12 protein-coding genes are annotated in these 11153 nt (G+C 70.0%); 8 read left to right on the top strand and 4 right to left on the bottom strand.

The genetic code is table 11. From position 1 onward, the window contains the following. A partial coding sequence (locus G6024_RS08065) for a leucyl aminopeptidase (protein WP_159148448.1) occupies window positions 1–958 on the top strand: 958 nt, incomplete at its 5' end. A gap of 29 nt (window positions 959–987) precedes the next feature. On the opposite strand, the gene G6024_RS08060 is transcribed toward G6024_RS08065, so the two are convergent. Next, on the bottom strand, window positions 988–1353 hold the full coding sequence (locus tag G6024_RS08060; protein WP_096905674.1) for an oxidoreductase: 366 nt from the start codon (window positions 1351–1353) through the stop codon (window positions 988–990). A 312-nt stretch (window positions 1354–1665) separates the two neighbouring features. Between G6024_RS08060 and sucB the strand changes: the two genes are divergently transcribed. The 4 genes from sucB (at window position 1666) to G6024_RS08040 (ending at window position 6657) form a co-directional block, all read left to right on the top strand. Then, window positions 1666–3996 carry a 2-oxoglutarate dehydrogenase, E2 component, dihydrolipoamide succinyltransferase gene (gene sucB / locus G6024_RS08055; RefSeq protein ID WP_159148447.1) on the top strand — a complete coding sequence of 777 codons (2331 nt, stop codon included), beginning with the start codon at window positions 1666–1668 and terminating at the stop codon, window positions 3994–3996. 104 nt (window positions 3997–4100) lie between these two features. Next, complete coding sequence (gene lipB / locus G6024_RS08050; RefSeq protein WP_159148446.1) at window positions 4101–4778, top strand: lipoyl(octanoyl) transferase LipB; 678 nt, start codon at window positions 4101–4103, stop codon at window positions 4776–4778. Window positions 4779–4799: 21 nt separating this feature from the next. Next, window positions 4800–5816: a lipoyl synthase gene (gene lipA, locus G6024_RS08045; protein WP_159148445.1), complete on the top strand. Its 1017-nt coding sequence runs from the start codon at window positions 4800–4802 to the stop codon at window positions 5814–5816. A gap of 85 nt (window positions 5817–5901) precedes the next feature. Next, the gene (locus G6024_RS08040) at window positions 5902–6657 is read left to right on the top strand and encodes a DUF4191 domain-containing protein (protein WP_159148444.1); all 756 of its coding nucleotides are present in this window, start codon (window positions 5902–5904) and stop codon (window positions 6655–6657) included. 91 nt (window positions 6658–6748) lie between these two features. Here the strand turns inward: G6024_RS08040 and G6024_RS08035 are convergent, their stop codons facing one another. Further along, window positions 6749–7234, bottom strand: a complete 486-nt coding sequence (locus G6024_RS08035; RefSeq protein WP_069389424.1) for an RDD family protein — start codon at window positions 7232–7234, stop codon at window positions 6749–6751. A 219-nt stretch (window positions 7235–7453) separates the two neighbouring features. Between G6024_RS08035 and glnA the strand changes: the two genes are divergently transcribed. Next, the gene (gene glnA / locus G6024_RS08030) at window positions 7454–8887 is read left to right on the top strand and encodes a type I glutamate--ammonia ligase (protein WP_067714185.1); all 1434 of its coding nucleotides are present in this window, start codon (window positions 7454–7456) and stop codon (window positions 8885–8887) included. Window positions 8888–9004: 117 nt separating this feature from the next. Here glnA and G6024_RS08025 read toward each other — a convergent pair whose 3' ends face one another. After that, window positions 9005–9409, bottom strand: coding sequence for a GvpU-like protein (locus tag G6024_RS08025; protein WP_159148443.1), 405 nt, complete (start codon window positions 9407–9409; stop codon window positions 9005–9007). 189 nt (window positions 9410–9598) lie between these two features. Between G6024_RS08025 and G6024_RS08020 the strand changes: the two genes are divergently transcribed. Then, window positions 9599–10015, top strand: a complete 417-nt coding sequence (locus tag G6024_RS08020; protein ID WP_067714187.1) for a hypothetical protein — start codon at window positions 9599–9601, stop codon at window positions 10013–10015. Window positions 10016–10236: 221 nt separating this feature from the next. Next, window positions 10237–10824, top strand: coding sequence for a DUF1206 domain-containing protein (locus G6024_RS08015; protein ID WP_338122137.1), 588 nt, complete (start codon window positions 10237–10239; stop codon window positions 10822–10824). Between the two features lie 81 nt (window positions 10825–10905). Here G6024_RS08015 and G6024_RS08010 read toward each other — a convergent pair. Beyond that, window positions 10906–11153: DUF732 domain-containing protein (locus G6024_RS08010; protein ID WP_159148442.1), on the bottom strand; the 248-nt coding region annotated here is incomplete at its 5' end.

Raw genomic sequence — 11153 nt, 5'->3', positions numbered from 1 at the left:
CGGGCTGGCGCGCGATCTGGTCAACACCCCGCCCAACCTGCTGTTCCCCGGATCGTTCGCCGACCGGGCCGCCGAACTGGCCCGCGACGCCGGTCTGGAGGTCGAGGTGCTGGACGAGGAGGCGCTCACCGAGGGCGGCTACGGCGGCATCCTCGCCGTCGGCGGCGGCTCGTCCCGCGGCCCGCGCATGGTGCGGCTCACCCACCGGGGCGCCGAGGGTCGACCCACCGTGGCCCTGGTGGGCAAGGGCATCACCTTCGACACCGGCGGCATCTCCATCAAGCCGGCCGCCGGCATGGAGCAGATGACCATGGACATGGGTGGCGCCGCGGCCGTCGTCGCCACCGTCATCCTCGCCGCGCGGCTGGGCTTGGATCTCACCGTGGTGGCGACCGTGCCCATGGCGGAGAACATGCCGTCGTCGTCGGCGTACCGGCCCGGCGACGTGTTGACCATGTACGGGGGCACGACCGTCGAGGTGAAGAACACCGACGCCGAGGGGCGGCTCATCCTGGCCGACGCGATCGTCCGCGCCTGCGAGGACTCCCCGTCCCATCTCATCGACACCGCCACCCTCACCGGTGCGCAGATGGTGGCGCTGGGCAAGAAGACCCCGGGTGTCATGGGAACCGAGGACTTCCGCGACCGGGTGGCCGACCTCAGCCGGTCGGTCGGCGAGGGCGGGTGGCCGATGCCACTGCCCGAGGAGTTGCGTGCCGGGCTGGATTCCGAGGTGGCCGACCTGACCCACGTCACCCCGCACCGGTGGGGCGGCATGCTCTCGGCCGGACTGTTCCTCTCCGAGTTCGTCGCGGACGGCGTCGAGTGGGCGCACATCGACGTGGCCGGCCCCGCCTACAACGACGGTGGCCCGGAGGGGTACCTGCCCAAGGGCGGAACCGGGGTGCCCGTGCGGACCATGCTCGCCGTCCTCGAGGACATCGCCGCCGGAGCCTGAGTCGGCCGCGGGCGGCGGGGTCAGCGCGGCTAGCCCCCCTCCGGTTCGCGCAGCCGGTCGCGGAGGCGCTCGGCCCGCTCGCGCCGCTCACGCTTGATGCGGACCTCCTCGTAGTCGCGCATCCGTTGGGGGTAGCCCTGGACGGCGGCGTCGAACAGGGGCAGCTTCAACTGCGCGGCGAGTTTGCGCGCGGTGGCCACGTCGCCGACCGGCCTGCGGGTCCATTCGCCGTCGAAGGCCACCAGGCACAGGCCGGGGACCGAGACGAGGGTTTCCGGCTCGAGATACGCCTCCACGCCCACGCGGGTGCGGCACCACCGGCGCAGGTGGTCGAGATCGGCCGGATCCGCCGGGACCCGAGGCCCACGACGCCCGAACAGGTCACGGATACCCACCGTCGGTCCTTCCGTCGGGCCCCCGTACGGGGTGAGGGCCGCCTATGGGACACGATCGTACCGACGCCCGACGCCCGTCACGCTGCGGGCGACCGGCGAATCGGGCACCGGCCGGGGTCGGGATCGGCACGTCCGCCGACGCCGAGAGGTGGCAGAGGGCACAATGGACGACGATCCTGGGTGGGGGCGCCACCGCGCATCCGGCCCCGGATCGACACGACGAACAGATAACTCACACCCACGACGCCGCTCACGCGGGCGCGGACCGCGCTTGCTGGCAGCGAATGAGAACTCTTGAGGAGTCACGACACCATGGCCTTCTCCGTACAGATGCCGGCTCTCGGTGAATCCGTCAGCGAGGGCACGGTAACCCGCTGGCTCAAGAAGGAGGGGGACACGGTCGAGGTCGACGAGCCGTTGCTCGAGGTCTCCACCGACAAGGTCGACACCGAGATCCCGTCGCCCGCCGCCGGCACGCTGAAGAAGATCGTCGCCGATGAGGACGAGACGGTCGAGATCGGCGGGGAACTCGCCGTCATCGACGACGGCTCGGGCGGGTCCGACGACTCGGACGAGTCCGACGACGACTCCGGCGCCGGCTCCGGCTCCGCCGATGATGCCGACGACTCTGACGACGAGGCCGACCAGGCCGACGATTCCGCGGACGACGAGCCCGCCGAGGAGCCCGCCCCGGCCAAGAAGTCCTCCGGAGGCGGGGGCGGCGGCAAGGGCACCGACGTCGTCATGCCCGAACTCGGCGAGTCCGTCACCGAGGGCACCATCACCAAGTGGCTCAAGTCCGTCGGCGACACCGTCGAGGTCGACGAGCCCCTGCTCGAGGTCTCCACCGACAAGGTCGACACCGAGATCCCCTCCCCCGTCGCCGGCACCCTGCAGAAGATCGTGGCCGAGGAGGACGAGACCGTCGACGTCGGCGCCACCCTCGCCGTCATCGGCGACGGCGATGCCGGAAGCGACTCCGACGACGACTCCGGCTCTGACTCCGCCGATGAGGCCGACGACTCTGACGATCAGGCCGACGAGGCCGACGAGTCGGATGCCGCGGACGAGCCCGCGGACGACGAGCCCGCCGAGGAGCCCGCCCCGGCCAAGAAGTCCTCCGGAGGCGGGGGCGGCGGCAAGGGCACCGACGTCGTCATGCCCGAACTCGGCGAGTCCGTCACCGAGGGCACCATCACCAAGTGGCTCAAGTCCGTCGGCGACACCGTCGAGGTCGACGAGCCCCTGCTCGAGGTCTCCACCGACAAGGTCGACACCGAGATCCCCTCCCCCGTCGCCGGCACCCTGCAGAAGATCGTGGCCGAGGAGGACGAGACCGTCGACGTCGGCGCCACCCTCGCCGTCATCGGCGACGGCGATGCCGGAAGCGACTCCGACGACGACTCCGGCGATTCCGGCTCCGACTCCGACGAACAGTCGGCCGAGGAGCAGAACGCCACCGACGCCAAGGACGAGGGCGTGGACGCCTCCGACGAGGACGAGGTCCCCGAGGACACCCCCGAGACCGAGAAGAAGGCCGCCGCCAAGGCGGAGTCCGGGTCCGGGTCGACGTCCGGGAAGAAGGCCGAGCAGAAGAGCGAGAAGAAGGCCGCGAAGCCGCGCGGGTCGGAGAAGTCCGACAGCGGGCCCTCCGGCGACCTGCCCGAGCGGGCCGAGCCCGCGGCGGCCGCCAAGTCCGGCAGCTCGCCGTACGTCACCCCGCTCGTGCGCAAGCTCGCGCAGGAGCACGGCGTCGACCTGGACTCGGTCAAGGGCACCGGCATCGGCGGCCGGATCCGTAAGCAGGACGTCCTCGCGGCGGCCGAGGGCTCGGGTTCCGACTCCGGTTCCGAGGCCCCGGCCGAAGAGAAGGCGCCCAGCGGCGGCCCGTCGAAGGCCGGCGTCCGGCCCGAGCTCGCGGAGCTGCGCGGCACCACCAAGAAGGCCAACCGGATCCGCAAGATCACGGCGCAGAAGACCCGTGAGTCGCTGCAGCAGACTGCTCAGCTCACGCAGGTCTTCGAGGTGGACATGACCCGGGTGGCGCAACTGCGCTCGCAGATCAAGGAGCAGTTCGCCGACAAGCACGGCGCCAAGCTCTCGTACCTGCCGTTCTACGCCAAGGCGGTCGTCGAGGCCCTGGTGTCGCACCCGAACGTCAACGCGTCGTACGACGAGAAGACCAACGAGATCACCTACCACGGGTCGGTGAACCTCGGGATCGCCGTGGACACCGAGGCGGGGCTGCTCTCCCCGGTCATCCAGAACGCGCAGGACCTGGACATCCCGGGGCTGGCCAAGGCGATCATCGACCTGGCCGAGCGGGCGCGGGCGTCCAAGCTCACGCCGGACGACCTCCAGGGCGGCACGTTCACCATCACCAACATCGGCAGCGAGGGGGCCCTGTTCGACACCCCGATCCTCGTCCCGCCGCAGGCGGCGATGCTCGGCACCGGCGCGATCGTGCGGCGGCCCGTGGTGGATGCCGACGCCGACGGCGAGTCGATCGCCATCCGGTCGATGGGCTTCATGCCGCTGACCTACGATCACCGCCTGATCGACGGCGCCGACGCCGGCCGCTTCCTCACCACGGTGAAGGACCGGTTGGAGAAGGCCGAGTTCGACGGTGACCTCGACCTGTGAAGCCGGCTGATCGGTAGGTTCCGCTGAACCCCGCGACGGGCGTCCTCCTTCACGGAGGGCGCCCGTCGTCGTCGTCGTCACACCCCTCGGCCTACCCTGGGGACATGTCGCACACCGGTCAGTCCCTCCGCCGTGACCCGGCGCCCCCGGAGATCCGTCGGCTCGGCACCGTCGAGTACAGCCCCACCTGGGAGCTCCAACGTGCCCTCGCCGAGGAGCGCGCCGACGGGCAGCGGGGCGACACGATCCTCCTCCTGGAGCACCCCGCCACCTACACCGCCGGCAAGCGCACCGAGCCGTCCGACCGTCCCACCGACGGGACCCCGGTCGTCGACGTGGACCGCGGCGGCCGGATCACCTGGCACGGACCCGGCCAACTGGTGGGGTACCCGATCGTCGCGCTGACCGACCCCATCGACGTGGTCGAGTACGTCCGTCGTGTCGAGCAGGCCCTCATCACCACCTGCGCGCGACTCGGCGTGGAAGCCGGGCGCGTCGACGGGCGCTCCGGGGTGTGGTGTGCGGCCTCGGACGGCAGGCCCGAGCGCAAGATCGCCGCCATCGGGATCCGTGTCCAGCGGGGCGTGACGATGCACGGGTTCTCCCTCAACTGCGACTGCGATCTGACCGCGTTCTCGCGGATCGTCCCCTGCGGGATCGTCGACGCCGGGGTCACGTCGCTCAGCGCCGAACTCGGTCGCGTGGTGCCGGTGTCGGAGGTTCTGGACCAGGTCACCTCCGACATGGTGGAGGCGCTGGACGGCCGACTGCCCGTGGCGTGATTCGAGCGTAGGCTTGCGGCCGTGACTGTGACTCCTGAAGGCCGCAAGCTCCTCCGTATCGAGGCCCGCAACGCCGAGACGCCGATCGAGCGCAAGCCGTCGTGGATCCGTACGAGGGCCACCATGGGTCCCGAGTACAAGGAACTCAAGACGCTGGTCAAGAGCGGCGGCCTGCACACGGTGTGCGAGGAGGCCGGCTGCCCCAACATCTACGAGTGTTGGGAGGACCGGGAGGCCACGTTCCTCATCGGCGGCGAGCAGTGCACCCGCCGCTGCGACTTCTGCCAGATCGACACCGGCAAGCCCAGCGCCCTCGATCGTGACGAGCCGCGGCGCGTGGCCGAGTCCGTGCGCGAGATGGGTCTGCGCTACTCCACCATCACGGGCGTCGCGCGCGACGACCTGGAGGACGGCGGGGCCTGGCTCTACGCGGAGACCGTCCGCAAGATCCACGAGCTCAACCCCAACACGGGGGTCGAGAACCTCATCCCCGATTTCAACGGGGACCCGGACCAGCTGGCCGAGGTGTTCGAGTCGCGTCCCGAGGTGCTGGCGCACAACCTCGAGACCGTGCCGCGGATCTTCAAGCGGATCCGCCCGGCGTTCCGGTTCGACCGCTCCCTCGACGTGATCCGCGCCGCGCGCGACTTCGGCCTCGTCACCAAGTCCAACCTCATCCTGGGGATGGGCGAAACCACCGACGAGATCGTCGACGCGATGCGCGACCTGCACTCCGCCGGCTGCGACATCCTCACCATCACGCAGTACCTCCGGCCCAGCCCGCTGCACCACCCGATCGACCGCTGGGTCAAGCCCGAGGAGTTCGTCGAGCTGTCCGATCAGGCCCGTGAGATCGGTTTCGCCGGCGTCATGGCCGGACCGCTCGTCCGCTCGTCGTACCGAGCCGGCCGCCTCTACGTCCAGGCGCTGGAGCACCGCGGGCAGGCGGTTCCGGAGCACCTGCAGCAGCTGACGACAGGGGGTTCGGCGTCCCAGGAGGCGTCGAGCGTCCTGGACCGCGAGCGCGCCCGCGTCTGACCCGCCCACAGTCGGCCGGGGCGGGTCACCCCTCGGGTCAGCCGCGGTTCCCGGACCGCGGTGGCGGGCACGTATCCTGATGACCATGGCGAAGAGCGAGCTCACCAAGGCGGACAAGAAGGCGGCCCGGGCCGTCCGGCGGCAGGCGGGCAAGGAACAACGCGGCCAGATGTGGCAGGCGCTGAAGATCCAGTCCAAGCAGGACAAGCTCCTGTGGCCGCTGATGATCGGCGCGGTCGTCCTGTCGACGGTCGTGTTCTTCCTCCTCGGCATGCTGTGGGGCGGCGAGTGGTGGATGCTCCCCCTCGGTGTGCTCACCGGCCTCATGCTCGCGATGGTGATCTTCTCGCGCCGCGTGCAGAACACGGTGTACGGCAAGGCCGAGGGGCAGCCGGGCGCGGCCGCGTGGGCCCTGGACCAGTTGCGCTCCGGGTGGCGGGTCAACCAGGCCGTCGCCGCCACGACGAGTTTCGACGCGGTCCACCGCGTGGTCGGCCGGTGCGGGATCGTGATCGTGGGCGAGGGCGAGCCGCGCCGGCTCAAGCCGCTCATGGCACAGGAGAAGAAGAAGGTCGCCCGGGTCGTCGGCGACACCCCGATCTACGAGTTGATCGTCGGCGAGGAGCAGGACGCGACCCCCGAGCAGGTGCCACTGCGCAAGCTGAACCGCCGGCTCACCCGATACCCGATGAACATCAGCCGGGCGAAGGTCGACGCCCTCGACACCCGGCTCCGCGCGCTGAGCACCAAGACCGGCATTCAGAACCAGATGCCCAAGGGCCCGGTCCCCCAGGGCGCGAAGGTGCGCAACATCCAGCGCAGCGCCCGCCGCCGCGGCTGAGCCGTCCGCCGTCAGGCTGTCGCAGCCACCGGGCTCACGACGCCCGCCGCCCGTCCCGGGCGGCGGGCGTCGTCTCGTCAGCGGGTACGGATCAACGGGTACGGATCAGAGTGGTGCCGGTGGCGCGGTCGTGCATGCCGCGTCCGTCCTCGTCCTGGATGAGCGGGGGCAGCAGGAAGAAGATGAACACCACGCGCACCAGCGCACGGACGAAACCCACCCGCTCCTCGGCGTCGACCCGTGCCGTGCCGATGCCGACCAGCGCCTGCCCCGGCGTCTGGGCGAACAGCCACACGCAGACCACGCCGCTCACGCCCCACAGCAGTGGCACGGCCCAGCTGGAGACGGCGGAGAACGAGTCGCCCCCCAGCGTCTCCGGGCCGAGCAGCATCACGATGACGGCGACCAGCCCGTAGGCGAGGAACCAGTCCACCGCCAGCGCGCCGACACGAACGCCCAACGGGGCGATCGAGCCCGCGCCGGACGCCGGGAGACCGAGATTCTCACCCTTGTACTTCTGCTCCGGCCCACTGCCGGAGGTGGGGCCGGACAACCATGATCCCGCAACGTCACGCATACTGCCCAGGGTAGCCGGGCGACCTGCCGATCCCCATGTCGGCGATACCCCGCTTCGGGTGACTAAACTGACCCTATTGGGAGGGACCCACCCGGCCGGTGACGTAACACCAGCGAAACATTCGCTTGACGGCCGGGCAACACCTCGCCCATATCGTGAGGTCACCGCACGACGGGAGACACCGGTTTCCCGTCGCACTTCAGAGACGAGGAGCGAATCGTGGCATTCTCCACGCCGGACGAGGTCATCAAGTACGTCAAGGACGAGGGCGTCGAGTACGTCGACATCCGGTTCACCGACCTGCCGGGTAACGAGCAGCACTTCACGATCGCCGCAGCGGCGTTCGACGAGGACATGTTCGAGGACGGCCTGGCCTTCGACGGCTCCTCCATCCGGGGGTTCCAGTCGATCCACGAGTCCGACATGATGCTCCTGCCGGATGTCGCGACGGCCCGTCTCGACCCCTTCCGCAGGGCCAAGACGCTCAACATCAGCTGCTTCGTCCACGACCCCTTCACCCGTGAGGCCTACAGCCGCGACCCGCGCAACGTCGCCCGCAAGGCCGAGGAGTACCTGCTCTCCACCGGCATCGCCGACACCTGCTTCTTCGGGGCCGAGGCCGAGTTCTTCGTCTTCGACTCCGTCCGCTACGGCTCCGGCACGAACCACGGCTTCTATGAGGTCGACTCCAGCGCCGGCCACTGGAACACCGGTGCCTCCCAGGAGGCCGACGGTTCGGCCAACCTCGGCTACAAGGTCCGCGAGAAGGGCGGGTACTTCCCGGTCGCCCCGTACGACCACTTCGTCGACCTGCGCGACGAGATGTCGACCAATCTCACCAACGCCGGTTTCGAGCTCGAGCGTCTGCACCACGAGGTGGCCGGCGCCCAGCAGGAGATCAACTACAAGTTCAACACCCTGCTGCACGCCGCGGACGACGTCCAGCTGTTCAAGTACATCGTCAAGAACACCGCCTGGAAGAACGGCAAGTCGGCCACGTTCATGCCCAAGCCCCTCTTCGGCGACAACGGCTCGGGCATGCACGCCCACCAGTCGCTGTGGAAGGACGGCAAGCCGCTGTTCCACGACGAGTCCGGCTACGCGGGGCTGTCCGACATCGCCCGCTACTACATCGGCGGCATCCTGCACCACGCGCCGTCGCTGCTGGCGTTCACCAACCCCACGATCAACTCGTACCACCGGCTCGTCCCGGGCTACGAGGCCCCGATCAACCTTGTGTACTCGCAGCGCAACCGCTCGGCGTGTGTCCGGATCCCGATCACCGGCAACAACCCCAAGGCCAAGCGCATCGAGTTCCGCTGCCCCGACTCGTCCGGCAACCCGTACTTCGCGTTCGCCGCGATGATGATGGCCGGCATCGACGGTGTGAAGAACAAGATCGAGCCGATGGCCCCGGTCGACAAGGACCTTTACGAGCTCCCGCCGGAGGAGGCCGCCGACATCCCGCAGGCGCCCACCTCGCTGCCCGCCGTCATCGACCGTCTCGAGCAGGACCACGAGTACCTCACCGAGGGTGGCGTGTTCACCGAGGACCTCATCGAGAACTGGATCTCGTACAAGCGCGAGAAGGAGATCGCCCCGGTGAACCTCCGTCCGCACCCGCACGAGTTCGAGCTCTACTACGACTGCTGACCCTCATGCCCGCCCTGACCTGCCCCCGCGCAGGCCGGGGCGGGCATCGACTTCGGTAGTAGTGCCGGGCGCCGCCCGCGCGGTCATCACCTCGATGGCCGGGCGGGCGGCGCCTTTCTAGCTACTCGCGTGGCCGAAGGTCCACGCATCCACCGACGAGATCCGGACGCGCATGACCGGGATCGGAGCCTTCTCTCCCCTCTGCCAGGCGTCCGTGACGTGGATGAACGAGGCCACCCTGTCCTCCCCGTCCAGTGCCTCCTCGTACTTCGTGATGCCGATCTGCCGGAATGCACTGGCCTGGGCATCAGCCACCTGCTCGGACTTCTCATCACCCGTCAGCGCGTCGAAGGTGGCCGCCTGGATCCGCATGAACTCACCCTCGGTGGTGAGGTTCCCTTCCCAGATGTTCCCGTTGATCACCAGGGTGATCGGGAAGTTCACGGGAGCCTGCTCGATGCCCTCTGCCATCTGGCGGAGCAGGTAGTCGAGGTCGGTTGCGCCTTCATTGCCGGTAGTCACAGCTCGAGTGTATCGGCGCCGGGCGGGCACACCGCCGGGACGCGGTCGTCCCGCACACCCCGCTACAGCTGCTGAGCCCCTCCGGAGCGCAAAAACCCTGAACCGCCCGGCCGTCCCGGCCGGTACGCCTACGGTGGTGGCAGGTAAGCAGCCACTGCCGGGCAGGACGCCGGGAAGGAGCCGGACCACATGGACACCGACGAGTTCGACTTCCGGAGTTCCTCGCCCCGGGCCCGGCCGCTCAAGGTCGTCGCCGCAGCACTGGATCCCGGACACGACCCCGAGACTGACCGGCAGGGACAGGGGCAGGGCTATCCGGTCCTGCTCAAACTGTCGAGGGTGCTGGCCCCCGAGGAGGCGCGCCTGATCCTCGAGCGCAACCCCTTCCTCCACGCCGTGGCCGGTTCCCGGAAGCTCATCGCCATGGACACCTCGGTGGAGACGCTCCGTGAGCAGAAGGACCGACTCCAGCTCCTGCTCGCCGAGGTCGAGGCCGACGCCCTCGCCGAACAGGCGCGGATGCGGATGGAGGAGCACCGCGCGGCCGAACTGCGGCTGGCGGAACTGCGCCGTCGCAACGAGGTCCTCGGCGAGATCGAGTGGTGACAGGGTTCGAGTGGTGAATCCGCGGCGACGTGGGAGAGTTCACCCATGAACTCCCCGATACGTTCTGCCACCGTCTCCGGCGCCGCGCGCTCCGCCGCCGACCATCCCGCGCTCGAGTGGCTGGCCCGCGCCGGATACGTCATGAACGGCGTGCTCCATCTGCTCATCGGCTGGATCGCCGTCCGCTGGCGGAGATCGCGAGCGCACCGGGCGGTCAGGTCATGCTATGGGTCGGCGCCGTGGGCTTCCTCGCGCTGGGTCTGTGGCAGATCACCGAGCTGTTCCTCGGGTCCGAGGAGACCTCTGACCGGATCAAGGCCGCGGCCAAGGCGGCCGTGTACGTGGTCCTGGGACTGACCACCGCGCGGTTCGCCTCCGGGGGCGGGGGGTCCGATTCCGCGACCGCCTCCGGCGCCACGGCCGGGCTGCTCGGCTCCGGGGTGGGGAAGATGGCCCTGGTCGTCGCCGGGCTCGCCATCCTCGCGGTGGGCGGCTACCACGTCTACAAGGGGGCGACCACGAAGTTCGTCGAGGACCTCGAACGCACCGGGTCCGGTGAGGTCGGCCGGGCCATGATCATCACGGGCCGGGTGGGGTATGTCGCCAAGGGCATCGCCTTGGCGATCCTCGGGGGCCTGGTGATCGCGGCCGTCGTGACCGCGGATCCGGAGAAGGCGGGCGGGCTGGACGCCGCACTGCGGGTGGTCGGCGAGCAACCTTTCGGTCAGGTTCTGCTGGTGCTCACCGGGGCGGGGATCGCCCTGTACGGCCTCTACTCGATCGGGCGGGCCCGGTACGGCCGTATGTGACCCGGCCGCGCGGGGCGTGACACGGCCGAGCACTCCCCCGCCGAGCACTCCCCCGCCGGGCGTGACCCGGCCGGGCGTGCCTCAGCCGAGCTTGGGGAAGTTCTCCGGGCAGTAGGTCCCCACCGCGGCGCCGAGGAAGAAGCCCTGGCCGTCCGCGTCGAGGCGGGCCCGCTCACCCAGCCATCCGGAGACCTCGTCCATCTGCTGCCCGCCGTCGAACCGGCCGCAGGCCTCGGTGGCCGTGGCGACCGGGTCCACGCCCTCGGGCAGGACGACACCCCGCCGCTCGAGCAGGGCGGCGAAGTCCCCCGCGCCCGGAGCCGGCGGCG

The organism is Dietzia maris (genome assembly GCF_014144855.1).
GTDB lineage: Bacteria > Actinomycetota > Actinomycetes > Mycobacteriales > Mycobacteriaceae > Dietzia > Dietzia kunjamensis.
Note: the sequence above shows the minus strand (reverse complement) of the source record. Positions and strands in the feature narration are given on the sequence as shown.

Bases quoted from the DNA above. Each gene is read 5' to 3' on its own strand.
- G6024_RS08020 (WP_067714187.1), top strand. From the start codon at position 9,599: ATGGACACCGACGAGTTCGACTTCCGGAGTTCCTCGCCCCGGGCCCGG.
- G6024_RS08040 (WP_159148444.1), top strand. From the start codon at position 5,902: ATGGCGAAGAGCGAGCTCACCAAGGCGGACAAGAAGGCGGCCCGGGCC.
- G6024_RS08035 (WP_069389424.1), bottom strand. From the start codon at position 7,234: ATGCGTGACGTTGCGGGATCATGGTTGTCCGGCCCCACCTCCGGCAGT.
- G6024_RS08015 (WP_338122137.1), top strand. From the start codon at position 10,237: ATGCTATGGGTCGGCGCCGTGGGCTTCCTCGCGCTGGGTCTGTGGCAG.
- sucB (WP_159148447.1), top strand. From the start codon at position 1,666: ATGGCCTTCTCCGTACAGATGCCGGCTCTCGGTGAATCCGTCAGCGAG.
- lipB (WP_159148446.1), top strand. From the start codon at position 4,101: ATGTCGCACACCGGTCAGTCCCTCCGCCGTGACCCGGCGCCCCCGGAG.